General features: G+C 71.4%; 27 protein-coding genes. 20 read left to right on the forward strand and 7 right to left on the reverse strand.

Features of this window, described 5'->3' with window-relative positions:
- Window positions 1-14 precede the first annotated feature (14 nt).
- Genes AB0J87_RS04480 through AB0J87_RS04515 form a run of 8 tightly spaced genes read left to right on the forward strand, consistent with a single transcriptional unit; the run spans window position 15 to window position 7663 of the window.
- On the forward strand, window positions 15-1646 hold the full coding sequence (locus tag AB0J87_RS04480; RefSeq protein ID WP_363962597.1) for a TIGR04028 family ABC transporter substrate-binding protein: 1632 nt from the start codon (window positions 15-17) through the stop codon (window positions 1644-1646).
- Window positions 1628-2575: an ABC transporter permease gene (locus AB0J87_RS04485; protein ID WP_350728540.1), complete on the forward strand. Its 948-nt coding sequence runs from the start codon at window positions 1628-1630 to the stop codon at window positions 2573-2575. The genes AB0J87_RS04480 and AB0J87_RS04485 overlap by 19 nt, the downstream gene beginning before the upstream one ends.
- Complete coding sequence (locus tag AB0J87_RS04490) at window positions 2572-3363, forward strand: ABC transporter permease (protein WP_350728541.1); 792 nt, start codon at window positions 2572-2574, stop codon at window positions 3361-3363. Before AB0J87_RS04485 ends, AB0J87_RS04490 begins: the two co-directional genes overlap by 4 nt.
- Window positions 3360-4898, forward strand: coding sequence for an ABC transporter ATP-binding protein (locus AB0J87_RS04495; RefSeq protein ID WP_363962598.1), 1539 nt, complete (start codon window positions 3360-3362; stop codon window positions 4896-4898). The genes AB0J87_RS04490 and AB0J87_RS04495 overlap by 4 nt, the downstream gene beginning before the upstream one ends.
- Complete coding sequence (locus AB0J87_RS04500; RefSeq protein ID WP_363962599.1) at window positions 4895-5887, forward strand: putative FMN-dependent luciferase-like monooxygenase; 993 nt, start codon at window positions 4895-4897, stop codon at window positions 5885-5887. Before AB0J87_RS04495 ends, AB0J87_RS04500 begins: the two co-directional genes overlap by 4 nt.
- The gene (locus AB0J87_RS04505) at window positions 5884-6474 is read left to right on the forward strand and encodes a CMD domain protein (protein ID WP_363962600.1); all 591 of its coding nucleotides are present in this window, start codon (window positions 5884-5886) and stop codon (window positions 6472-6474) included. The genes AB0J87_RS04500 and AB0J87_RS04505 overlap by 4 nt, the downstream gene beginning before the upstream one ends.
- Window positions 6471-7046: an alkylhydroperoxidase domain protein gene (locus AB0J87_RS04510; RefSeq protein ID WP_363962601.1), complete on the forward strand. Its 576-nt coding sequence runs from the start codon at window positions 6471-6473 to the stop codon at window positions 7044-7046. Before AB0J87_RS04505 ends, AB0J87_RS04510 begins: the two co-directional genes overlap by 4 nt.
- Window positions 7043-7663, forward strand: a complete 621-nt coding sequence (locus AB0J87_RS04515) for a VOC family protein (protein ID WP_363962602.1) — start codon at window positions 7043-7045, stop codon at window positions 7661-7663. Before AB0J87_RS04510 ends, AB0J87_RS04515 begins: the two co-directional genes overlap by 4 nt.
- 50 nt (window positions 7664-7713) lie before the next feature.
- Here the strand turns inward: AB0J87_RS04515 and AB0J87_RS04520 are convergent, their stop codons facing one another.
- From AB0J87_RS04520 to AB0J87_RS04535, 4 genes are read right to left on the reverse strand one after another with little or no spacing between them, the layout of a single operon-like run.
- Window positions 7714-8160: a hypothetical protein gene (locus AB0J87_RS04520; protein WP_363962603.1), complete on the reverse strand. Its 447-nt coding sequence runs from the start codon at window positions 8158-8160 to the stop codon at window positions 7714-7716.
- 37 nt (window positions 8161-8197) lie between these two features.
- On the reverse strand, window positions 8198-8953 hold the full coding sequence (locus tag AB0J87_RS04525) for a MauE/DoxX family redox-associated membrane protein (RefSeq protein WP_363962604.1): 756 nt from the start codon (window positions 8951-8953) through the stop codon (window positions 8198-8200).
- Window positions 8954-8968: 15 nt separating this feature from the next.
- Window positions 8969-9565, reverse strand: coding sequence for a cell wall protein (locus AB0J87_RS04530; protein WP_350728549.1), 597 nt, complete (start codon window positions 9563-9565; stop codon window positions 8969-8971).
- A 10-nt stretch (window positions 9566-9575) separates the two neighbouring features.
- Window positions 9576-10025: a hypothetical protein gene (locus AB0J87_RS04535; RefSeq protein WP_192790359.1), complete on the reverse strand. Its 450-nt coding sequence runs from the start codon at window positions 10023-10025 to the stop codon at window positions 9576-9578.
- A 169-nt stretch (window positions 10026-10194) separates the two neighbouring features.
- On the opposite strand from AB0J87_RS04535, the gene AB0J87_RS04540 reads away from it, so the two are divergent.
- The 10 genes from AB0J87_RS04540 (at window position 10195) to AB0J87_RS04585 (ending at window position 20310) form a co-directional block, all read left to right on the forward strand.
- Entirely contained in the window at window positions 10195-11028 is an 834-nt protein-coding gene (locus AB0J87_RS04540) for an alpha/beta hydrolase (RefSeq protein WP_363962605.1), read from the forward strand.
- Between the two features lie 100 nt (window positions 11029-11128).
- Window positions 11129-12004, forward strand: coding sequence for a siderophore-interacting protein (locus AB0J87_RS04545; RefSeq protein ID WP_363962606.1), 876 nt, complete (start codon window positions 11129-11131; stop codon window positions 12002-12004).
- Window positions 12005-12014: 10 nt separating this feature from the next.
- Entirely contained in the window at window positions 12015-13010 is a 996-nt protein-coding gene (locus AB0J87_RS04550; protein WP_363962607.1) for an iron-siderophore ABC transporter substrate-binding protein, read from the forward strand.
- Window positions 13007-14005 carry an iron ABC transporter permease gene (locus AB0J87_RS04555; protein WP_363962608.1) on the forward strand — a complete coding sequence of 333 codons (999 nt, stop codon included), beginning with the start codon at window positions 13007-13009 and terminating at the stop codon, window positions 14003-14005. The genes AB0J87_RS04550 and AB0J87_RS04555 overlap by 4 nt, the downstream gene beginning before the upstream one ends.
- Window positions 14002-15021 carry an iron chelate uptake ABC transporter family permease subunit gene (locus AB0J87_RS04560; protein ID WP_363962609.1) on the forward strand — a complete coding sequence of 340 codons (1020 nt, stop codon included), beginning with the start codon at window positions 14002-14004 and terminating at the stop codon, window positions 15019-15021. Before AB0J87_RS04555 ends, AB0J87_RS04560 begins: the two co-directional genes overlap by 4 nt.
- Before the next feature lie 129 nt (window positions 15022-15150).
- Window positions 15151-16536, forward strand: coding sequence for a family 2B encapsulin nanocompartment shell protein (locus AB0J87_RS04565; RefSeq protein ID WP_363962610.1), 1386 nt, complete (start codon window positions 15151-15153; stop codon window positions 16534-16536).
- 38 nt (window positions 16537-16574) lie between these two features.
- On the forward strand, window positions 16575-17741 hold the full coding sequence (locus tag AB0J87_RS04570) for a family 2 encapsulin nanocompartment cargo protein terpene cyclase (RefSeq protein ID WP_363962611.1): 1167 nt from the start codon (window positions 16575-16577) through the stop codon (window positions 17739-17741).
- Window positions 17742-17758: 17 nt separating this feature from the next.
- Window positions 17759-18604, forward strand: coding sequence for a geranyl diphosphate 2-C-methyltransferase (locus AB0J87_RS04575; RefSeq protein WP_350728557.1), 846 nt, complete (start codon window positions 17759-17761; stop codon window positions 18602-18604).
- 78 nt (window positions 18605-18682) lie between these two features.
- Window positions 18683-19183: a SigE family RNA polymerase sigma factor gene (locus tag AB0J87_RS04580; protein WP_363962612.1), complete on the forward strand. Its 501-nt coding sequence runs from the start codon at window positions 18683-18685 to the stop codon at window positions 19181-19183.
- Complete coding sequence (locus tag AB0J87_RS04585; RefSeq protein ID WP_363962613.1) at window positions 19180-20310, forward strand: hypothetical protein; 1131 nt, start codon at window positions 19180-19182, stop codon at window positions 20308-20310. Before AB0J87_RS04580 ends, AB0J87_RS04585 begins: the two co-directional genes overlap by 4 nt.
- Before the next feature lie 45 nt (window positions 20311-20355).
- Here the strand turns inward: AB0J87_RS04585 and AB0J87_RS04590 are convergent, their stop codons facing one another.
- The 3 genes from AB0J87_RS04590 to AB0J87_RS04600 form a co-directional block, all read right to left on the reverse strand.
- Window positions 20356-21453, reverse strand: a complete 1098-nt coding sequence (locus tag AB0J87_RS04590) for a hypothetical protein (protein ID WP_363962614.1) — start codon at window positions 21451-21453, stop codon at window positions 20356-20358.
- On the reverse strand, window positions 21450-21956 hold the full coding sequence (locus tag AB0J87_RS04595; RefSeq protein ID WP_363962615.1) for a SigE family RNA polymerase sigma factor: 507 nt from the start codon (window positions 21954-21956) through the stop codon (window positions 21450-21452). Before AB0J87_RS04595 ends, AB0J87_RS04590 begins: the two co-directional genes overlap by 4 nt.
- 122 nt (window positions 21957-22078) lie before the next feature.
- A complete protein-coding gene (locus AB0J87_RS04600; RefSeq protein ID WP_363962616.1) occupies window positions 22079-22513 on the reverse strand; it encodes a CBS domain-containing protein in 435 nt (144 codons plus the stop codon).
- A 116-nt stretch (window positions 22514-22629) separates the two neighbouring features.
- On the opposite strand from AB0J87_RS04600, the gene AB0J87_RS04605 reads away from it, so the two are divergent.
- Both AB0J87_RS04605 and AB0J87_RS04610 read left to right on the forward strand, forming a co-directional pair.
- Window positions 22630-22977 carry a hypothetical protein gene (locus tag AB0J87_RS04605; protein WP_225963971.1) on the forward strand — a complete coding sequence of 116 codons (348 nt, stop codon included), beginning with the start codon at window positions 22630-22632 and terminating at the stop codon, window positions 22975-22977.
- Between the two features lie 12 nt (window positions 22978-22989).
- Window positions 22990-23832: a universal stress protein gene (locus AB0J87_RS04610; RefSeq protein WP_363962617.1), complete on the forward strand. Its 843-nt coding sequence runs from the start codon at window positions 22990-22992 to the stop codon at window positions 23830-23832.
- The last annotated feature ends 72 nt before the right edge of the window (window positions 23833-23904 follow it).

Genomic DNA, 23904 nt, shown 5'->3' on the forward strand with positions numbered 1-23904 from the left:
TGAAGGGCAGATCCATGTCATCCTCCAGACTGCGCACCACAGCCGTGGCGAGCACCGCGATGCTCGCCGTCGTGGGGCTACTCGGCGCCTGTGGCGGTGGCGGAGCTGCCCAGACGGCGAAGAGCGGCGGGCAGCCCGTCTTCGGCGGCACGCTCACCTACCTCGAGCACCAGCCCCCGACCTGCCTCTACCTGCCGGCGGCCGGGTTCTATCCCAACGGCGGCATCCTCAACCAGATCACCGACAAGCTCACCTGGCAGAACCCGAAGACGCTCGAGATCGAGCCGTGGATCGCCAGCAAGTGGGAGGTCGACAAGGACGCCACCGAGTACACGTTCCACCTGCGCGACGGAGTGACGTTCAGCGACGGCAGCCCGCTGGACGCCTCCGCCGTGGCGGCCAACTTCGACGTGTACGGCCTGGGCGACGAGAAGCTCAAGCTGCCCGTCGCCGAGTTCGTCAACAACTACCAGCGCAGCGAGGTCGTCGACCCGCTGACCGTGCGCTTCCACTTCGACAAGCCGTCGCCCGGCTTCCTCCAGGGCACCTCGGTCATCGGCGCCGGGCTGGTGTCCAAGAAGACGATCTCGCTGCCGTACGAGCAGCAGTGCCAGCTCAAGAACATCGTCGGCTCCGGCCCCTTCACGCTGAAGAACCAGGTCGTCGACAAGGAGGTGGACCTGGTCGCGCGCAAGGACTACAACTGGGCGCCGCCGTCGTCGAAGCACCAGGGCCGCGCGTACCTGGACGAAATCAAGATCATCGTGACACCCGAGGACAACGTGCGCGTCGGCGCCCTCACCTCCGGCCAGGCCGACTTCGTCAGGTACGTCCAGGCGTACGACGAGAAGACCGTCAAGGACGCGGGCTTCCAGATCTACGCCGAGCCCACGCGAGGCGTCAACAACGGCCTCTACCTGCGGCCGCGCAACAGCATCCTGAAGGACGTCAAGGTCCGCAAGGCCCTCCAGGCCGGCACGAACGCCAAGGAGGTCGTCGACACCCTCTTCACCGCGAGTTACCCGCCGGCCACTTCGGTGCTCAGCCACCTGGCGCAGGGCTACGTGGACCTGTCGAAGGACCTCGCCTACGACCCCGACAAGGCCAACCGGCTCCTCGACGAGGCGGGCTGGGCCAGGGGCGCCGACGGCACCCGGGCGAAGGACGGCGTGCCGCTGCAGCTCGGAGTGTTCGTCTCCGGCCCGCAGCCGCTGTCGAAGCAGACGCTCGAATTCGTCGGCCAGCAGTGGGCCAAGCTCGGCGTGAAGCTGGAGATCCGCCCCGCCGACGCGGGCACCCAGGCCGTGGACATCAAGGACGCCGAGAAGACCGCCGTCCAGCACGGCATGGTCGGGCGCGCCGACCAGGACGTGATCAAGAGCCACTTCCACAGCAAGAACCGCGACGTCATCCTGTCCGACGACACCAAGCTGGACAAGCTGCTGGAGGAGGAGTCGGCCGAGCCGGACGTCGCCAAGCGCAACGCCAAGGTCGCCGAGATCCAGCGGTACGTGCTCGACCAGGGCTACGCGATCCCGCTCTTCGAGGAGCCGCAGGTCTACGGCGGGGCGCCGTACGTCCAGGGGGTGGCCTTCGAGGCGGTCGCCAGGCCGTGGTTCTACTCGGTGTGGAAGTCGCAGCAGTGACCAGGTACCTGCTCGGCCGGGTCGGGCAGGCGGCGCTCGTGCTCTGGATCGCCTTCACGGCGAGCTACGTGCTGCTGCAGCTGCTGCCCGGCGACTCGATCCTGATCAAGTTCCAGAACCCCGAGCTGGGCCTGTCGCCGCAGCAGATCGCCGAGATCCGGGCCTATTACGGCGCCGGGGACCCGCCGCTCCTCGACTACCTGAACACCCTGCTCGGCTTCCTGCGCGGCTCGTTCGGCTACTCGATCGACACCGGCACGCCGGTCGTCGAGCGGCTGGGCGAGGCGCTGCCGGAGACGGCGAAGCTGGCCTCGGCCGCGTTCGCGCTGGCGGTGCTGATCGCCGTGCTGATCGCGTTCGCGGCCGGTTACAGCAGGACCTCCTGGATCAGGAACGCGCTGCTGTCGGTGCCGTCGGTGTTCGTGTCGGTCCCGGCGTTCTGGCTGGGCATCCTGCTCATCCAGGTGTTCTCGTTCCGGCTCAAGCTGGTGCCCGTCATCGGCGGCGGGCCGGTGCAGCAACTCATCCTGCCGGTGCTCACGCTGGCCGTGCCCATCTCCGCGCCGATCGCCCAGGTGCTGGCGCGCAGCATGGACCAGGTCTCCACGCAGGCGTTCGTGCCCGTGGTGGCGGCCAAGGGCGCCTCGCGGTGGTGGATCCTGTGGCGGCACGTCGCCCGCAACGCCGTGCTGCCGACCCTGACCGTGGCGGGGCTGACGCTGGGCGAGCTGATCGCCGGGTCGGTCGTGACCGAGACGGTCTTCGGGCGCGGCGGCATCGGACGGCTGACCGAGCAGGCCGTCAACGCGCAGGACACGCCGGTGATGCTGGCCGTCGTGGTGCTCGCCGCGGCCGTGTTCGTGCTGGTCAACCTGGTGGTGGACGTGCTGTTCCCGGTGCTCGACCCGCGGCTCAAGGCGGCCTCGTGAAGCGCAGGGGCGGGCTGGCGCTCGCCTGGGCGGTGATCGGCCTGGCCCTGTTCTGGGCCGTGGTGCCGGGCCTGTTCACCGGGTTCGACCCGATCGCGGGCGTCCCGGCCGAGAAGCTGCAGGCGCCGAGCGCGTACCACCTGTTCGGCACCGACGCGGTCGGACGCGACCTGTTCGCGCGGGTGGTGCACGGGTCCGTGCACTCGCTGTCGGGCGCGTTCGTGGCCGTGGCGGTGGGCCTGGTGCTGGGCACGCTGCTCGGGCTGCTGGCCGGATCCGTCGGCGGGGTGCCGGACGAGGCCGTCATGCGGATCGTGGACGTGCTGCTGTCGGTGCCCGGCCTGCTCCTGGCCCTGACCGTGATCATCCTGCTCGGGCCCGGCACCGTGAACGTGGCCATCGCGGTCGGCGTCGGCTCGGTCGCGGCCTTCGCCAGGCTGTCACGCTCGGAGGTGGTCCGGGTGCGGCGCACCGACTACGTGGAGGCCGCGTTCGGCAGCGGCGGCCGGTTCCCGGCCGTGCTGTGGCGGCACGTGCTGCCCAATTCGCTCGGCCCGGTCATCGCGCTCGCGGCGCTGCAGTTCGGGATGGCCATCCTGGCCATCTCGACGCTCGGCTTCCTCGGGTACGGCGCCGAGCCGCCCACTCCCGAGTGGGGCCTGCTCATCTCCGAGGGGCGCAACTACCTGGCTACGTCATGGTGGCTGACCACGCTGCCGGGCGCCGTCGTGGTCGCGGTGGTGCTCGCCGCCGGCCGCATCAGCCGTTCGATCGGGAGGCACGAGTGAGCCTGCTGGAGGTCCGTGACCTGGCCGTCTCCTACGACGGCAGGCGCGCGGTCGAGGGCGTCTCCTTCACCGTGGAGCCCGGCGAGGTCGTCGCCGTCGTCGGCGAGTCGGGATCGGGCAAGTCCACCACCGCGCACGCCGTCATCGGCCTGCTCCCCTCGAACGGCGCCGTGGACGCGGGCCGGATCCTGCTGGGCGACGCCGACCTGGCGTCCTGGTCGTCGAAGCGCATGGAGTCGGTACGCGGCGCCCAGATCGGCCTGATCCCCCAGGACCCGTCCAGCTCGCTGGACCCGGTCAAGACCGTCGGGGCGCAGATCGCCGAGGTGCTGCGCATCCACAAGCGCGGCGACCGGCGGGCGATCCGGAGCCGGGTCGTCGACCTGCTGGCCCGCGTGGGCCTGCCGGACCCCGAGGCGCGGGCCCGCCAGTACCCGCACGAGCTGTCCGGCGGCATGCGCCAGCGCGTGCTCATCGCCATCGCGATCGCGCTCGAACCCCGCCTGATCATCGCCGACGAGCCCACCAGCGCCCTGGACGTCACCGTGCAGCGGCGCATCCTGGACCTCATCGACGACCTGCGCGCGGAGTCCGGCACCGCGCTGCTGCTGGTGACCCACGACCTGGGCGTGGCCGCCGCCCGCTCCGACCGGCTGGTCGTCATGAAGGGCGGCCGGATCGAGGAGCAGGGCCGGACGCCGGAGGTGCTGGCCTCCCCGGCGGCCGACTACACCAAGCGCCTGCTGAACGACGCCCCGTCGCTGTCGGCGTCCCCGTTCCGCGACCCCCCTCCCGGGAGCGAGCCCGCGATCGTGGTGCGCGACCTGGTCAAGGAGTTCAAGGGGTTCAGGGCGGTGGACGGGGTCTCGTTCGAGGTGGCCCGCGGCACCACGCACGCGCTCGTGGGCGAGTCCGGCTCGGGCAAGACGACCACGGCCCGGATGGTGGTGCGGTTCGCCGAGCCCACCTCGGGAACGGTCACCATCGCCGGGGCGGGGGAGGGCCGCGGGTTCCGCCGGCACGTGCAACTCGTCCACCAGAACCCGTACGGTTCGCTCGACCCCCGGCAGCCGATCGGCGACATCGTGGAGGAGCCGTTGCGCAACTTCCGGCTGGGGGACCGGGCCGAGCGGCGCGCCCGCGTGCTCGACCTGCTCGACCGGGTCGCGCTGCCGCGGGACGTGCTCACCCGCAGGCCGCGCGAGCTGTCCGGCGGGCAGCGGCAGCGGGTGGCCATTGCCCGCGCGCTGGCGGCCGGGCCCGAGGTCGTCGTGCTCGACGAGGCCGTCTCCGCCCTCGACGTCACCGTGCAGGCGCAGATCCTCGACCTGCTCGAACAGCTCCAGCGCGACCTGGGGCTGACCTATCTCTTCATCTCGCACGACCTGGCCGTGGTGCGGCAGATCTCGCACACCGTCTCCGTCATGAACAAGGGAAGAATCGTGGAATCAGGAACGACCCGGCGGGTCTTCACCGACCCCCGGCACGAATACACGCGCGAGCTCCTGGCCGCCATCCCGGAGCCCGCGATATGAGGCTCGGCTTCTTCACCCGGCTGCTGGACGACGTGCCCGCGGGCGAGCGCTACCGGCTGGCCACCGAGCAGATCGCGCACGCCGAGGCGTACGGGTTCGACACGGCCTGGGTCGCGCAGCACCACTTCGACGGCGCGGAGGGCGGCCTGCCCGCGCCGCTGGTGTTCCTCGCCCACGTGGCCGCCCGTACCAGCCGCATCAGGCTCGGCACCGGGATCATCACGCTCCCGCTGGAGCAGCCGGTGCGGGTGGCCGAGGACACCGCCGTGCTCGACCTGCTCACCGGCGGGCGGCTGGAGGTCGGCGTGGGCAGCGGCGGGACGCCCGCGTCGTTCGCGCCGTTCGGGCACGACAGCGCGGAGCGCTCGGCCGTCTACGCCGAGCACCTGGCGGTGCTGCTCAACGCCTGGTCCGGGGGCGACCTCGGCGGCGGCAACCGGCTCTACCCGCCCGCGCCGAGGCTGCTGGAGGCGGTCTGGCAGGCGACGTTCTCGGTCGGCGGCGGCGTACGCGCCGGGCAGGCGGGCCACGGGCTCATGCTCTCGCGCACGCAGCCCCGCCCGGCCGACGACCCGCAGGCCACGCTGGCCCAGATCCAGCGGCCCATCGTGGACGCCTACCTCGAACACCTGCCGGCCGGCGCGGCCCCGCGGATCATGGCCTCCCGCACCGCGTTCGTGGCCGACAGCCGGGCCGAGGCGCTGCGCTACGCCGAACTCGGGCTCGGGCGGGGGCGACTGCCGTTCGAGCTGCCGGACAGCGACCTCGACCGGCGCATCGCCGCGTTCGACGTGCACGTGGGCACGTCGCAGGACGTCATCGAGAGCCTCAAGGCCGACCCGACCCTCGAACGGGTCACCGACCTGGTCCTCCAGGTGCACTCGGTGGACCCGCCGCACCCGCTCGTCCTCCGCTCGATCGAGCTGCTGGCGACCGAGGTCGCGCCCGCGCTCGGCTGGGTCCCCTCCACAGAATTGAGCACCACATGATCGCCGACGTCATCGACCACCTGGCGGGCATCCAGCCCGGCTCGTCGCTCGACCGGCTGCGCGCCCGCCGGCCCGCCGCCCGCGAGCATGCCCAGCGCAGCTACGACGCGCTGTTCCGCCCCGAGACGGAGGAGGAGATCACGCTCGTCGAGCGGGACGCGGTCGCCGCCTTCGTGGCCGGGCTGCACGACGACCCCGGCATCGCCCGCTTCTACGCCGACCGGCTGGCCGAGCTCTCGCCCGGGCTGCTCGCGGCGGTCGAGTCGGAGGTCTCGGCCGGGGCCACGACCGGGCCGTACGGGGTCTACCCGGGCGAGGGCCCGCTGTCGGTGGAGAGCGACGAGGGGCTGCGCTACCGGGCGCGGCGCCCCGGCGACCTCGGCGTACGGCTCGCCGCCGCGTTCGAGCACGCCCACCTGCTCGTGTTCCGCCCCAGGGAGGCGGGGCGGGAGTCCCTGGACGCGCTGGCCAGGGCGGGCTGGAGCGCCACGGGCGTCGTGACGCTGTCGCAGCTCGTCGCCTTCCTCACCTTCCAGATCCGCGTGGTGGCCGGGCTGCGTCACCTGCAGAACGGAGTGACCTCATGACTCAATTGGCGTTCACGCGGGATCAGCTCGGGTGGGAGCCCTGGCTGGCGCCCCTGGAGACGGACGAGCTGACCGACGAGCACTACGAGGCGCTGGTCGACAAGGCCCGCGCGAAGTCGCCGTACTTCCTGCTCCTGGCCAGGGACCCGGCGATCCTGCAGGCCAGGACGAGGACCGACAACGACATCTTCTACAACGCCGACGGCGGGCTGCCGCGGGCCGAGCGAGAGCTGGCCGCGACGGCGACCTCGCGCCGCAACGGGTGCGTGTTCTGCGCCTCGGTGCACGCCCGCTTCGCCGCCCACTACTCCAAGCGGGCCGACGACGTGCAGCGGCTGCTCGACGAAGGGGTCAACGCGCCCCAGGACGGGGAGTGGCAGGCGATCATCGACGCCTCGGTGGCCCTGGCCGCCACCCCGGCCGAGTTCGGCGCGAACCACGTCGAGGCGCTGCGCGCGGCCGGGCTCGACGACCTGGCGATCAGCGACGTCATCCACGCGGCCGCGTTCTTCAACTGGGCCAACCGCCTCATGCTCTCGCTCGGCGAGCCCGTCGAGGAGCCCGCGTCATGACGGCGGAGCTCGACCATCTCGTCTACGCGGTGCCCGACCTGGCCGCGGGTGTCATCGCGTTCGCCGAGGCCACCGGGGTGACCCCGGTGCCGGGCGGGACCCACCCGGGTGGAACCGCCAACTACCTGGTCGGCCTGGGCCCCACCGCGTACCTGGAGATCATCGGCCCGGACCCGGCGGCGCCGGGCGCGCGGCCACGCGCGTTCGGCCTGGAGACCCTCACCGCGCCCCGGCTCGCCGGGTGGGCGGTGCGGCCCGACGACATCGACGAGACGGTACGGCGGGCCCGCGCGCTCGGCGTCGACCCCGGCGAGGTCCAGCCGCTCTCGCGCCGCACGCCCGCGGGCACGCTGCTGGAGTGGCGCCTGACCAGGTGGGCCGACCCGGCGGCGATCAACCCGGTGCCGTTCCTCATCGACTGGGGCCGGACGGCGCACCCGGCCGCCTCCGGGCTGCCGCAACTGCTGCTGGCCTCCTTCACCGCCACCCACCCCGACCCCGACGCGCTGCGCCGCGAGCTGGCCGCGATCGACGCGGAGCTGGAGGTATCGAAGGGGCCGGAAGCGGCGTTGCGGGCGGTGCTGGACACCCCCCGCGGCCCCGTGACCCTGAGCTGACGATCACCCGTGCCCGTCCCCGCGCGGACGGGCACGGGTCGTCCCACGGCTCAGGGCGCCTTGTACTCGGCGGCCTTGCCGCAGTAGCTGATCCCGACCGGAGTGCTGCTGAACCGGCACACTTGCACGACCACACGATCGATGGCCGTGACCCCCGCCGGGTCGGACAGCGCGAGGGCGATCGCGACCTTGGCGTCGTCCGCCTTGACGGCCTCGGAGTCGACGAGGGTGGTGCCCTTGTAGGCGGAGAAGGTGGCCTGCGAGTACATCCCGTCAGGGGCGCACGACGAGATCGGCGCGTCGTCGGCCAGGAAGCCGTCTACCTTGACGACAGGCGCTTCGGCCCATTCCAGGGTCCCCTCCGTGACCCCGCGCAGGCACTGGTCACCGGAGTCGGCGTGGAAGGCGACCGCGGCCTGGGCCGCGATCGCGGGTTGAGCCGTCAGCAGGCCGGCGGCGAGCACCGCCCCTGACGCGAGCCGAGCACGTAATCGCATGGCGTCGACCTTTCGGGTGATGGATGGTGGTGCCGGGTCAGGCGCCCACGAGGGTGACCAGGACGCGCGAGGGGTCGTTCCCGGCGAGGGGGACGGCGAAGACCGCCGTGCGCTCGCGGGCCCCGAAGACGACGAAGCGCAGGCCGTCCTCGTCCCAGGTGTCCTGGACGTCGGAGGTGATCTGCGCGGACGCCGAGCAGTACGCGGGGCTTCGGTAGAGCAGGTGCAGCGAGGCGCCCAGCGGGACGTGCTCCGACGGTTGCGCGGCGAGCGGGCCGCGCAGCCGTACGCGCAGCTGCCGCAAGGGGGTCAGCCAGTAGCGGTCCAGCTCCGCAGAAAGGGCCATCAGGGCCACGGCCTCCGCCAGGCCGAGCGCCACCAGCGGCGGGCCCGGGTCCGCCGGGACGGCCAGCAGGCTCGCGGCCAGCAGGAGCCCCGCGCGGGCGAAGGCCCGCACGTCCACCGGCCTGGAGTGGGCGCCGAGGCAGCCGCATGACGCGGTGGGCGCGGCCACGTACGAATAGGTGAGATACGCCAGGAACCCGGCGGAGAGCAGCGCGGCCATCGCGCCCTCCCAGGGCGAGACGGGCGGCAGCAGCAGGACGGCGGCCACCGCGAGCTCGGCCACCCCGACGATCCGGAGCGCCGGGACCGCGCGCGCCGCGCCGACCAGCCGGGCCAGGGCGGTCTGCCCCGCCTGTACCCGCATCCGCCGGCTGAACAGCTTCATCAGGCCTGCCCAGGCGAGGAACAGGGCGATCACGTACGGCTGCGTCGCGGCGATCCCGTGCATGCTCAATGCTCCTTCCTAGTGCGGGGAGAAGACGGTGGCGATGTCGACCTCGTTCGTGTCGGGCCGCCAGGCGCCGAGGATCTGCACGTGCTGGGCGACTCTCAGCATCGACAGGTCCGAGGTGGCCGGCGACTCGGAGTGGATCGCGACCGACTTGCCGGCCACGACGTGGCACAGCACCTCTTTGCCGTTGTGGTCGAGGTGGATGGTCTTGTCGGTGATGTTCTTGATGTGGCCCTTGATGTTGACGATGTTGAGCCAGACCGACTCGGCGGCGAGGGTGCCGTCCGGCATCCGCACGCCGCGGGCGTACAGGCCGTCGCCGGGCTTGGCCGCGTCGAACGCCACGGGGCCGAGCTTCCACAGGCTGGTGCCGTCCACGACCTTGATGTTGTGGATGACCATGTTCGAGCCGAGGACGAGCAGCGTGTTGTCCTTGATCGAACGGATCCGGCCCTCGGCGAAGTTGGGGTCGGGGGCGCCCGGGTCGACGTCGAGCGCGGTGTTGGCGAAGGCCGCCTCGGGGCCGAGCGAGCCCATCGCGCTCGCGGCCACGACCGTGGCGCCGCCGCCGAGCAGGGCGGACCTGAGCATGTCTCTTCTGGTGGTCATCGTCGCCCCCTCACGCCGCGTCGATCGAGCAGGGACGCAGGCCGGTGGAGAGGCTGGCGATCTTGCTGTACGCCGCCGGCGTGAGGTCGATGATCCGGTCGGTGGCGCAGGTCGAGCCGCAGCAACTGCGCTCGCCGCAGAACAGGTCGGTCTGCGGGCCGCAGTCGGCGATGGAGGTGACGACGCTGACGCCGCTGCACAGGTTGGTGGTGCGGTGCTGGAAACCGCAGGTCCGGCGGGAGAGGTTGAAGCCGCAGGTGTCGGGGTGGGTGATGGCCCAGCAGGCGTCGGAGGTGTTGGGCCAGGCGTGCTGGAGGCTGCCGGAGTTGCAGGTGCCACAGGCGCCCTTGCCTGTGGTGCTGCACGGTCCCCAGGCGGTGCCGCAGCAGAACCAGGAGACCTCTCCCTGGACGGCGGCGTATAAGTCGATGGGGGTCTCGGGGGGCTGGGTGCGCGCCATGCGCGTCCTCCTCGGGTGAGCTCTGGACGGTCTCGGTGGGGGGTCCTGAAACTTTCCGACTCGATCTATGAGTACCATGTAAGGATTTTTCGTCAATGCCCCTATTTTTGGCGCTTTATGGGGTCACGGGATCGTCCCATGATCTACTGAGCCAATGAATACGACGGGCGTGGCAAAGGTCGACGGCATCCGGTTGCACTACACGCGGGCCGGCGACGGGCCCCTGGTGGTGCTGCTGCACGGCTGGCCGCAGACCGGTCACTGCTGGCGGCACATCGTCGAGCCGCTGGCAGCCGAGTTCACGGTGGTGGCCCCCGACCTGCGAGGGTACGGGCTGAGCGACAAGCCGGCCGGCGGCTACGACAAGCGGCGGATGGCCGCGGACATGGCGGAGCTGGTGGACGCGCTCGGGTTCGGGCGGGCCGCGGTCGTCGGGCACGATCGCGGCGCGCGGGTGGCCCACCGCTGGGGTCTCGACCGTCCCGACCAGGTCGGCAAGGTCGCGGTGCTGGACATCGTCCCCACGCGCGAGATGTTCCGCCGCCTGGACGCGACCGTGGCCGCGGGCTACTGGCACTGGCTCTTCCACCTGCAGCCCGACCTGCCCGAACGCCTGGTGGGGCACGACGTCCGGGGCTATCTGGAGTACTTCTTCGAGCGCTGGACGTACAACCGGCACGGCCTGTCCGCCGAGGCGGTCGACGTCTACGTCCAGGCGTTCGGCCGTCCTGGGGCCCTGCGCGCCGGGTTCGACGACTACCGGGCGCACGAGCGCGACCTCGCGCTCGACGACGAGGACGCCGCCGCGGGGCGCCGCCTGACCATGCCCGTGCTGGCCCTGTGGGGGTCGGTGGGGCTGCCGGCGCGGTTGCCGTCGGAGGAGATCTGGCGGGAGTACGCCGCCGACGTCACCGCCGCCGAGATCCCCGAGTGCGGGCACTTCATCGCCGAGGAACGCCCGGAGGCCCTGCTCGCCCACCTGCGGGAGTTCCTGCGCCGCTGACCGGGACGCGGGCCCGGCGTGGCGTTCGCGATCGTGATGGGTTAGGTTAGCCTCACCTAATAGTTGCGGCGGGAGGCTGGCGCTGGTGGAGCCCTATCGCATGTTCGACGTGCGTGTGGCCAGGTTGGAACGGTTGAGCCCATCGTTCCTCCGGGTCACCTTCACAGGGGAGGACCTGGGCATATTCGCCGACAACGGCTACGACCAGCGGATCAAGCTCATCCTCCCCCTCCCCGGCCACGGCCTCGCCCACCTGCCCACCGGCTCCGACTGGTTCCCGCGGTGGCGCGAGCTGGACGACGACAGGCGCAACCCCATCCGCACGTACACGGCCAGGCTGGTCAGGCAGGCCGAGCGCGAGGTGGACGTCGACGTGGTCATGCACCCCGGCGGCGACGGGCCGGTGGCGCGGTGGGCGCAGGAGGTGCGGCCCGATGACGTCGCGGTGCTGTTCGGCGGCGACGCGCGGCACCCCGAAGCGCACGGGAACGTGGTGTTCCAGCCGCCGGCCGGCACCGGCACGGTGCTGATCGCCGGCGACGAGACGGCCGTCCCCGCGATCTGCTCCATCCTCGAAAGGCTCCCCGACGGCTTCACGGGCACCGCGCTCATGGAGGTGCCCTGCGAGCAGGACTTCCTGGAGATCCGGACCGCCAGCCAGGTGAAGATCGAGTGGCTGGCCAGGGGCGACGCCGAGCGCGGCGCCCTGCTGGAGGCGGCCCTGCGGTCGGCCGCCGGCACGCTGCTGCCGCCGCTGCCCGTGCCCGACACGTTCGACGACGTGGACGTCGACGTGGAGGAGCTGTGGGAGGTGCCGGAGGAGGAGAGCACGGAGCCGCTGTACGCCTGGCTGGCCGGCGAGGCGGCGGTGATCAGGTCCCTGCGGCGATACCTGGTCGCCGAGCGCGGCATGGACCGGCGCGCGGTGGCCTTCATGGGCTACTGGCGCCAGGGCCGCGCCGAGCACAACGAGTGAGGAGCGTTCCATGACCCGCGCACTCGCCCTCGTGGCACTCGTCCTGATCACCATCGCGGGCTGCGGCTCGACGCGCCCCGCCGCCTCCCCACCGTCCGCCGCCGCCGTCAAGATGGCGCACAAGTACGGCGAGACCGCCGTCCCCGCCGCCCCCAAGCGCATCGTCACCGTCGGCCTGCTCGAACAGGACGCCCTGCTGGCCCTCGGCGTCACCCCGGTCGGGGCCACGACGTGGATCGGCGACTACCCGGGCGCGATCGGCCCCTGGGCCAAGGACGAGCTGGGCGCCGCGCCCCTCCCGCAGGTCCTCAAGGACACCGGCAGCGGCCCCCAGTTCGAGAAGATCGCGGCACTCAAGCCCGACCTGATCCTGGCCCTCTACTCGGGTCTCACCCAGGAGCAGTACACGACGCTGTCGAAGATCGCGCCGACCGTGGCCCAGCCCAAGGAGTACATCGACTACGGCATCCCCTGGCAGGAGCTCACCAGGAAGGTCGGCGTCGCCGTCGGCCGCGCCACCGAGGCGGACACGCTGGTCAAGCAGGTCGAGGACCGGTTCGCGCAGGTGCGGAAGGAGCATCCGGAGTTCCAGGGCAAGACCGCGCTGATGGCCACCGTCTACGAGGGCTACTTCGTCTTCGGCAGCCAGGACCCGCGCTCCCGCCTGCTCGCCTCGCTCGGGTTCAAGCTGCCCGACGGCCTCGACCAGGCGATCGGCGACAAGTTCGGCGCGAACATCAGCCGCGAGCGCCTCGACCTGGTCGACACCGGCGTGATCGTCTGGAGCTCCGCCGACGTCGCCAAGGACCAGGGCACGCTGCACGCCGACAGCGTCTACAAGGGGCTCGGCGTCGTGAAGGAGGGCCGGGAGGTCTTCCTGCAGGAGAACACCGACCAGGGCAACGCCGTCTCCTTCGTGACCGTGCTGAGCCTGCCGTACATGCTCGACGGGCTGGTGCCGCGGCTCGCCGCGGCCGCCGACGGCGACCCGGCGACCAAGGCGTGAGACCCCTCGCACTGTCGGCCGGCGCGCTCGTCCTGGTCTGCCTGCTGTCGCTCTCGCTGGGCGCCCGCCAGGTCCCGCCCGACCAGGTGGTGGGTGCGCTGGCGGGGACCGTGACCGACCGCGACGTCCTCGACGTGATCTGGTCGGTACGGGTGCCGCGCACGCTGGTCGGCGTGCTGGCGGGGGCGGCGCTCGGCCTGTCGGGCGCCCTCATGCAGGCGCTGACCCGCAACCCGCTCGCGGACCCGGGCGTGCTCGGCGTCAGCGCCGGGGCCGCGTTCGCGGTCGTCGTGTCCATCGGCGTGCTGGGCGTCTCGGCGCTTGCCGGATTCGTCTGGTTCGCCTTCGCGGGGGCGCTGGTCGCGAGCGTCCTCGTCTACGCGCTGGCCGGGCTGGGCCGCGACGGGAGCACGCCGGTCAAGCTGGCCCTCGCCGGGGTCGCGGTGACGTTCCTGCTGAGCTCGGTGACCAGCGCGTTCGTGCTCGTGGACCCGGAGTCGCTGGGCCGCTACCGGTTCTGGTCGGCGGGGTCGCTGTCCCACGCGGGCGCGGACGTGCTGCCGCAGCTCCTGCCGTTCGTGCTCGCCGGGTCGGCGCTCGCCCTGGCCTGCGGGCCCGCGCTCAACAGCCTCGCGCTCGGCGACGACGTGGCCAGAGGGCTGGGCCGCCGGGTGGGCCTGGTCCGGGCGCGGGCGGCGGCGGCCGTGATGCTGCTCACCGGGGCCGCCGTGGCGGCCATCGGGCCCGTGGTCTTCGTCGGGCTCGTCGTGCCGCATCTGGCCCGGCTCGTCGCGCGGCCGGGCGGCTCCGAGACCGACCACCGGCTGCTGCTGCCGATGGCCGCGCTGCTCGGGCCCTGCCTGCTGATCGCGGCCGACGTGGTGGGCCGGGTGGTGGCGCCGCCGATCGAGGTGCAGGCCGGGCTGCTCGTGGCGTTCGTCGGCGGGCCGTTCTTCGTCGTCCTGGCCCGGCGTAAGCACCTGGCGGAGCTATGACCCAGCTGACCTTCAGGCTGTCCGTGCCGCCCGTCTCCGGGGTGCTGCGCCCGCGCGTCATCGTGGTCTGCCTGGCCCTGGCCGGGGCCGCGTTCCTGGCCTTCTGCCTGGGCATCGGGCTCGGCGAGGTCCCGCTCGGCCTCGGCGAGGTGATCCAGGCGCTCGCCGGCGCGGGCGACCAGGGCACCGCGTTCGTGGTGGGAGAGCTGCGCCTGCCCAGGGCGCTGACCGGGCTGCTGGCGGGCGCCGCCTTCGGGGTGTCGGGCGCGCTGTTCCAGACGATGACGCGCAACCCGCTCGCCAGCCCCGACATGATCGGCGTCACGCAGGGGGCGGGCCTGGCCGTGGTCGCGGGGATCGTCATGGGTGCCGGCGGGCTCCAGGTGCTGGGCTTCGCGGGCGCGGTGGTCGTGGCGCTGCTGACGTACCTGCTGGCCTGGCGGCGCGGCGCGAGCGGCTACCGGATCGTGCTCGTCGGGGTGGGCGTGTCGTGGATGTGCACGAGCGCCACCGAGTACCTCATGGTCACCACCGGGAACTTCCAGGCGCAGCAGGCGCTGGGCTGGCTGTTCGGCAACCTGAACGGGCGCGACTGGGGCCACGTGGCGCCGCTCGCGCCGGCCCTGGCCGTCCTCGTGCCCGCCGCGCTCCTCCTCGGCCGCTGGACACGCGCGCTGCAGCTCGGTGACGAGGTGGCCGTCGTGCTCGGGGCGCCGGTGCAGGCGGCGCGGCTGACGCTGCTGCTGACCGGGGTGGCGCTGGTCGCGTTCGGCACCGCGGCGGCCGGTCCGGTCGCGTTCGTGGCGCTGGCCGCGCCGCAGATCGCGCAGCGGCTGGCCCGCACCGCCTGGCCGCCGCCGCTGGCCGCCGGGCTCGCCGGATCGTTCATCGTCCTGGCCGCCGACGTCGTCGCGCGGCTGCTGATCCCGGACGTCGAACTGCCGGTCGGCGTGGTCACCGGCGTGCTGGGAGCGCCCCTCCTGCTGTGGCTTTTGGCTCGCGCCCGCCGCCGTTAGATCGCTACCGCAGCGGGGTTAGCAGTACGTGACCATCAAGACACTCTACGGATTGTGTCAGCCTGACTACGTTCAGTGGTGAATGCCTCACGGACATCTGCTGTCACAGGCGAGCGATTGCGAGGGAACATGTCGACGGAGCCTCGGTTGAGCTTGGACACCCGGGCCGCGCGCAACCTGGCCACCACCACCAAGACGCGCCCGCAGATGCAGGCCATCACCTCCCGCTGGCTCCTGCGCAGGCTGCCGTGGGTCGACGTGCGCGGCGGCACCTACCGGGTCAACCGCCGGCTGACGCACCACATCGGGCGCGGCCGGGTGAGCGTGGTGCTCAACGGGGCGGACGACGTGCTCATCGTCCCGCAGACGCTCCAGGAGATCCCCCTGCTGCGCGGCTTCGACGACCTCGACGCGCTGGCGGCGATCGCCTCGACGTTCGCGCCGCGGGAGTTCCAGGCGGGAGAGGTCATCGCCGCGGCGGGCACGCCGGTCACCGACACGTACGTGATCGCCCACGGCCGGCTCGAACGGCTGGCCGCCGGCGCGTACGGCGACGCGCAGGCCCTCGGCGTCCTCACCGACGGCGCGCACCTGGGCGACGACGCGCTCGTGCAGGAGAGCCCCCGATGGCCGTTCACGGTCAGGGCCGCCACCTCCGGCACGATCCTGGTAGCACCGCGCCACGAGATCCAGCAGTTGCTCGGCGACACCCCCGCCCTGCGCGAGCACGTCGTCCGCTACCTGGAGGAGACGCGCAAGCCGGTCAACCGCCGCGGCGAGGCGGCCGTCGCGCTCGCCTCGGGGCACGTGGGCGAGCCGGTCATCGACGGCACGTTCGTCGACTACGACATCCGGCCCCGCGAGTACGAGCTCAGCGTCACGCAGACCATCCTGCGGGTCCACACCCGCGTGGCCGACCTCTTCAACGACCCCATGAGCCAGCTCGAACAGCAGCTGCGCCTGACGGTCCACGAGATCCGCGAGCGCGAGGAGTGGGAGCTGGTCAACAACCGCGAGTTCGGGCTGCTGCACAACACCGACTACGACCAGCGGATCAGCACCTGGTCCGGCCCGCCGACCCCCGACGACCTGGACGACCTGATCAGCATGCGGCGCAAGACCAAGATGCTGCTCGCCCACCCCAAGGCGATCGCCGCGTTCTTCAGGGAGTGCAACAAGCGCGGGCTGGTGCCGGGCAGCGCCGACGTCGACGGCCACGAGATCCCGGCCTGGCGCGGCATCCCGATCTTCCCCTGCGGCAAGATCCCGATCTCCGAGCACCAGACCACCTCCATCCTGGCCCTGCGCACGGGGGAGGAGGACCAGGGGGTCGTCGGCCTCTACCAGACCGGCCTCCCGGAGGAGCACGAGCCGGGGCTCAACGCCCGCTTCATGGGCATCAACTCCCAGGCCGTGATGTCGTACCTGGTCAGCGCCTACTACTCGGCGGCGATCCTGGTGCCCGACGCCATCGGCATCCTCGAGAACGTCGACGTCTCCGCGCCGCGCTCCTGACCGCCCGACTCCGGCTCGACTCCAGGAAGGGGCGCGTCATGCCCGAGATCGCAGCAGGTCCCACCGGTCTGGGCACCTCCGCGCTGCGCCTGCCGCTCTTCGACCGCCATCCCGTGCCACGGCCCGACGAAAGGGACGGGCACGAGCCGCCCAGGCCCGCTCCGATGGATCCCGCGCAGGCGGCGCGCAGCGCCGCCTACCGCCACAGTCTCGCCCCGCTGCCCTACCGGGAACGGCAGTGGGGCGACGGGACCTATCCGCCGCTCTACTGCCCCGAGCTCGTCAGGAACGACCAGGAGCTGGGCGACGAGGTGGACCGGCGGCTGGTGGCGTGGGCGGAGCGGATCGGCCTGCACGAGGGGCGCATGGAGGAGTTCGGCGCGACCGGCTACGGGCGGCTGGCCATGCTCGCCCACCCCGACGCCGACGACCCCGACCTGCTGCTGATCGCGGCGCAGACGAACGCCGCCTGGTGGGCGGCCGACGACTACTACGCCGACGAGACCGAGCTGGGCGCCACGCCGACGGAGCTGCCGCCGCGGCTCGCCCTCGTGACCTCGGCCATGGACCCGCCTCCGCCCGCGGGCGACTACACGCGCCAGCTCGAGGAGGCGATCGAGGCCGATCCCGTCCTGGTCTCCCTGCGGGCGTCCGTCAGCCACATCACCCGCCACGCCACCCCGTCGCAGGTCATGCGGATCTGCAACATCACTTCCCAGATGTACGTGAGCTGGGCCGCCTACGCCGCCTGGCGCTACCTGGAGACGCCGCCGCCCGTGTGGCGCTACCTCGCGGCCCGGCAGCACGACAGCTTCTACACGTCCATGACGCTCATCGACATCGTGGGCGCGTACGAACTCCCCGCCAATCTCTTCTTCGACAGGAGGTTCCACACTGCGCTCATGCAGGCGGGCACCGCCAGCGTCCTCGTCAACGACCTGCACTCCGTCGCCAGGGAGGCGGCCGACGAGCTCCCCGACTCCAACGTGATCCTGCTGATCGCCGCCGAGGAGGGCTGCCCCATCCGTGAGGCGACCGAACGCGCCGTGTCCATGCACAACGACTTCGTCAGAGGTTTCGAGGCCAGCCGGCTTGCGCTCGACGCCGTACCGTCCGTCGAGCTGAAGCGGTTCCTGCGCGGGGCGCAGAGCTGGATGGCCGGCTGCGTCGAATGGCACGACACCACCAGCCGCTACAAGTCCTAGAGAGAGGAGCATTGCCGATGACGGCCAGTCCCGTACTCAGCACCTACTACCAGCACTCCGTCGCCGACTACTGGAACACCGAGAAGAACCCGGTCAACCTCCGACTGGGTGAGGTCGACGGGATCTACCACCACCACTATGGCATCGGCGAGGTGGACTGGTCGGTCCTTGAAGGCCCGGAAGACACCCGCGAGAAACGCATCATCGAGGAGCTTCACCGGCTCGAGCACGCGCAGGCCGACCTCCTCATCGGCCAGCTCGGCGCCCTGCGGCCCGAGCACCGGGCCATGGACGCCGGCTGCGGCCGTGGCGGCTCCAGCCTCCTGGTCAACCGCAGGTACGGCTGCCAGGTAGACGGCGTGTCCATCTCCGAGTCCCAGGTGGCCTTCGCCAACGAACAGGCGGAGAAGCGCGGTGTGTCCGACAAGGTGCGCTTCCATTTCCGCAACATGCTCGACACCGGCTTCGAACCTGGAACGTTCCAGGCGATCTGGAACAACGAGAGCACGATGTACGTCGAGCTGTCGCTGCTGTTCGCCGCGCACGCCCGCCTCCTGAGCCGGGGCGGCCGGTACGTGTGCATCACCGGCTGCTACAACGACGCCTACGGCCTGCCCTCGCGTGCCGTGAGCCAGATCAACGCCCACTACATCTGCGACATCCACCCCCGCAGCACCTACTTCAAGGAGATGGCGGCCAACCGCCTCGTCCCCATCGACGTCATCGACCTCACCGCCGCGACCATCCCCTATTGGGAGCTGCGCGCCAAGACCCACCTCGCGACGGGGATCGAGCAGGCGTTCCTCGACGCGTACAAGGACGGCAGCTTCCAGTACCTGCTCATCGCCGCCGACCGCATCTGACGGTGATTCCCCCTCCATTCAACAAATCCACCGCCAAGTCCGTCTGAGGGGAGACCGATCACGGAAAGGCGATGGTAAGTGGAAGACGACCCCCGGTTCGCGGAGTTCGTCGCCGAACGCGCCAACGCGCTGCTGCGCTACGGCTACGCCCTGAGCGGCAATCCGCACGACGCGGCGGATCTGACGCAGGAGGCGCTGGTCAGGCTGCACCGGGCGTGGGCGCGCGTGCGCAGGAAGGAGGATCCGGAGCGCTACACCAAGGCGATCATGGCCAGGCTGCACATCAGCGCCTGGCGGCGCCGCCGCCGCGAGCAGCTCGCCTGGGCCCTCCCGGAGACGCCGATCGAGGACGTGCTGCCCTCCGACGCCGACCAGGAGCTCTGGCAGGCGCTCGAAGGGCTGCCACGCAAGCAGCGCGCCGTCCTCGTCCTGCGCTTCTACGAGCAGCTCCACGACTCGGAGATCGCCGGCGTGCTCGGCATCTCCCAGGGGACCGTACGCAGCCACGCGTCGCTCGGTCTGGCCAAGCTCCGTTCCGCGATCGCCCACCGTACGTCCGCGAGGAGGAGCGCCCCATGAGCACGGATCTGGAAGACGACCTGAGCCGGGTGCTCGGCCGTGCCGCCGAGGGGGCGCCGCAGGCCCCGATCGGCTTCCCCGGCCGGATCGCGGCGCGCTCCCGCCGCCGCAGGACGCGTACGCAGGCGCTGGTGGCGGCGGTCGCCATGGTGATCGTCGGCGTGACGGTACGCGGCATCGACGGGGCGCAGGTGGCGCAGACCAGGTTGCCCGCACCCGTCGAGAAGGTCTGGCCCGGCGCGGTCTGGAAGATTCCCCGGCAGCTCCCGGGCGTCCCGGACTTCCGTCCGGCGATCTTCATCGACGACCGCACGGTGCTCCTGTGGACGGAAAAGAGCGGCGAGCGGGCCGACGCCATCTACGCCTACGACCTCGGCACCGGCCGGACCCGGAAGATCGCGGACGTCCCCTCCGCGTACGCCTTCACGGTCGGCGCGGGCCGCATCGTCTGGCAGACGATCGACAGGAACGACCACACGCGGTTCTGGTCGGTGCCGGTCTCTGGAGGGAAGCCCGCCGCCATCGACACCGGCGGCCCGGTCAAAGCGCGCGGTGAGAAGCTGACCGTGGTCGGCGACCGGGTGGCGTTCTCACTGGTCCAAGGCGGGGTCTTCACGTTCCCTTTGAGGGGCGGGCGCGTGACCCCCGTCGCCGGTGCGGAGCGGCACCACATCCTGCGCTGGCCGTGGGTGGCGACCCCGAGCGAGTACACGCAGGACCGCGAGCCCAGCTTCCGGGAGCTGCTCAACGCCGAGACCGGGCAGGCGAGCAGGGCGGTCGTCCGGCCGGGGGAGAGGTATGTGAGGTGCGGCGTGACGACGTGCGTCGGCATGAGGCCCGACGACACGCGCTTCTACCGGCTGCGCGACGGTTCGCGGGAACGGGATCTGCCCGGCTCCTCGGTGCTCGGGCTGGGCGACGACCGGTTCATGGCCGCCGATCCGCCTGGTGCCGCAGGCGGTCAGGTGCTGCTCGACCTGGCCACCGGCAAACAGGGGGACCTGGGCCTGCGGCCGAGCGACAAGGGCCGGATGACCGGGGTGGAGCCGGGCATCCTCGACGGCGGCCTGGTGTCCTATGCGCTTAAGGACCAGTACGTGATCATCGACCTCGCCAGGATCCACTGATCTCCGCCTCAGGCGAGGGCGAGACCTGTCTCGCCCTCGCGGCGGCTACTTCCCGGCGCCCTTTCCGGGCAGGACCAGGCTGGTCCAGGGCCCGCTGGCGTAGTCGGCCAGGCGCCGGGCCTTCCCGGTTTCGATGTTGACCGCATACGTGCTGATTTGCTTGCGGGCGCTGAGGATCACGACCTCGGACGGGCTCTGCCAGATGGTGGCGCCGTGGAAGCCGTCGCCCTTCGGCAGACCGCGGATCGGCACCTTCCGCACGATCCGCCCGGTCTTGGCGTCGAGGACGGTTAGCGCCGGCTCCTTGTCCTTGTAGTCGCGGGCGACCACCGTGCGGCCGTCCGGAGCGAGCTCGCTGAAGAGGATGAACGTCCCGTCGAAGCGCACCGGCTTGCCCCCGCCGGTGACGGGCATCAGCCACATGTCGGTCTTGACGTTGCGGAGCAGCTGGGCGATGCCGGCCTTGATGCTGATGATCTCGAACTGGTCGGGGACCCGCACCGTCTTGCCGGTGCGTACGTCGATCAGCAGCCCGGTGTCCCTCTTGCTCCCCACGCGCGGATCGAAGCCCACGTACCGGCCGTCGTCGGAGACGACGAGCTGGGTGCCGATCTGGATCTGCTCCTCCTTCACCTTGAAGGGGGAGGTCGACACGGCGCCGGTCGTCAGGTCGCGGACCACGTGGGCCTGGGCCTCGCGGCTGTAGTAGGCGAGCATGCGCCCGTCCCGGCTGATCGCGATGGGGCTGTAACCGCCCTTGCGGGTGGCTGCCAGCGCCTGCGGCACCCGGTACGTCGTGCCGGCGCGGGTGACCACCCGCCACTCCTGGACGCGGCAGTTGATGACCTGCTGGTCCTTGGACACGTCGCAGGGCGTCCTGTACCCGTACCCGATCGCCCCCACCTTCCCGTCGGGCAGGTCGGCCACCGTGTCCGCGCTTTGCGGGGCGGCCGGGTAGGCCTCTCGGGGCCAGACCACCGCCGTGACCGCCACCGACGCCACCAGCGCCGCGACCGTCGCCACGGTGGTCGCCGCCATCGTGGTGCGCCGCCTGCGCCGGTGGCCGGCGATGGCCGCGTCGGCCAGGCTCACCAGCGGCGCCTCCTCCGCGAGACCGCTCAGCGCCTCGCGCAGCCTGGTCATCGAACTACCTCCTGCAGGTACGGGTCAGCCAGCTCGGGCGCGAGCGCGCGCAGGCGGGCGAGGGCGTGATGGGTCTGGCTCTTGACGTTGCCGATCGAGCAGCCGAGCGCTTCGGCCGTCTGCGCCTCGGTGAGGTCCTCCCAGTAGCGCAGCACGATCACTGCCCGCTGCTTGCGGGTCAGCTTGGCCAGCGCCTGGCGCAGGACGATCCGGTCGAGCGTGGCGTTGTCATGGGAGGCGGCCTGCTCCGGCGGTGCGGCGCTCAGCACCTCGGGCCGGGGGCGGCGGCGCCAGGCCAGGTACTGGTTGACCAGGGCCTTGCGCGTGTATGCCTCAGGATTGCCCTCCTTGGCCAGCTTGGGCCAGTGCTTCACAATCTTGGTCAAGACGCTCTGCAGCAGGTCCTCGGCAAGGTGGGCGTCGCCCACGAGCAGGTACGCGGTCCGCATCAGCGCCTGCTGGCGGGCGAGCACGAACTCGCGGAAGCCGTCGTGACGATCCAATGTGCTGTCTCCTCTCGCCCCTTACCAATGCGGTCCGGGGACGAAAGGTTGCACATCCGTCTCTGCTTTCACATGGTGAGGGGGCCCCGCTCTGGGACCCCCTCGCATCTGATACGTCGCGTTTACGCGGGTGCGTACACGCGGTGGACGAACTCGGCGAGCTTGTTGTCCGGCAGCTCCTTCGCCAGATCGGCCTCGGTGACCATGCCCACGATCCGGTGGTTCTCGATCACGGGCAGCCGCTTGATCTGGTGCTGCGTCATCTTCTGCAGCGCCTCCTCGACGCTGCTGTGGGCGTCGACCCAGACCAGCCCGTGGGCGAGCTCACTCGCGGTGGTCTGGTCGATGTCCTTGCCCTCGGCGCAACACTTGATCACGATGTCGCGGTCGGTGATGATCCCTTTGAGCCGGTCGTCGTCCCCGCAGATCGGCAACGCGCCGACCGAAAGATCACGCATCATCTGCGCGGCCGTGCGGAGGCTGTCGTGTTCGCCGACGCACTGCGCTCCGCGGTGCATCACGTCCTGGACTGTTTTTCCGACTCCCGATGTGCCCATTTCTACCTCCTCCGAGAGGGGTCGAAGGAATCTTCAATCTGAGCCCTACCCCGCCTGCGGGAGATCGCACGAGGTTTGGCGAGGGCGCTGGGCGGTATGCTCCCATCAGGGGACATATGAAAAAGATCGCCGCTGTCGCAGGACTCGTGGTCATGGCCACGTCCGGCGTGACCGCCGCCTTCGGAGACGGTACCGCCCAGCACGAAGTGAGTCAGCAGCAGTACGACACCCTCATCTCCCAGTGCCGCTATGCCGACCAGGGCAAGGCGAAGTGCCGTGAGGCGGTCAAGGAGATGTACCGCATCGGCAAATACGACAAGACGCTCGACTGTCGCACGTATTCCGGCGTGACCGTATGCGGCACGCTCAAGCTCAGTAAGGCCGAACGCCAGTGCGTTCGCGAATCCGTCTCCGCGGGGCTGACGTACCGCCGCGCCGAGGTGGAGTGCTACGCCTTCACCTGAGGAGCCAGTTCCATGATCATCGTCGGCGTTGACGGCTCGAGAACCGGGTTGGACGCCGCCGGCTGGGCCGCCACGGAGGCGGCGCTGAGACAGGTGCCGCTTACCGTGGCGCACGCCGTTCCGAAGTGGGTGTGCGAGGAGACCGACGGACACTACGCCGAGGTCGGCCGGTGGCTGCGCGAGGGAGCGAAATCGGTGCTGATCTCCGCGCGGGACCGCGCTCTGCGGGAGCGGCCGGAGATCACGGTGGAGACCGTCCTGCTGCCCGGCGACCCCCGCTCCGCGCTGGTCAAGGTCTCGGAGAACGCCGAACTGCTGGTCGCGGGCAGCCGGGGCGTCGGCGGCGTGCGCGGGCTGCTGGTGGGGTCCGTCGCGTACGGTATCGCCGCGCACGCGGTCACGGACGTCGTCCTGGTACGCGCCCGCCCCTCGATCCCGCGTGGCGAGATCGTGGTGGGGGTCGACGGGTCTCCCGGGGGCGTACGGGCGCTGGGCTTCGCGTTCGCCGAGGCCGAATTGCGCGGTACGAAGCTGCGCGCCGTACACGCGTGGGCCTGGCCGCATCCGAGCGGGTTCGAGCCGGCCGACCGTGACGGCGAGCTGGACCAGTCGCGCGAGCTGGACGCGCTCCTGGCGGGGCACCGGGAGCGGCATCCGGGGGTGGAGGTGGTGCCGGAGGTCGTGCACGGCCACCCCGTCGAGGTGCTGCGGGAGGCGGCGGCCGAGGCGGACCTGCTGGTGGTCGGCACGCACGGGCGCAGCCAGTTCGCCGGGATGCTCATGGGCTCGATCAGCCAGGCCATGCTCCACCACGCCCCCTGCCCGCTCGCCGTGGTCCGCAGGGAGCGGGTCTGAAAGTTACACGCCGATCCCGGCGTTCGCGCAGGTCGCCGCCTCGCGCGGGGCTCGCCGCCTTCCCGCCGTACC

Source organism: Nonomuraea sp. NPDC049625, from assembly GCF_040675285.1.
In the GTDB taxonomy this organism is placed as follows: Bacteria; Actinomycetota; Actinomycetes; order Streptosporangiales; family Streptosporangiaceae; genus Nonomuraea; species Nonomuraea angiospora_A.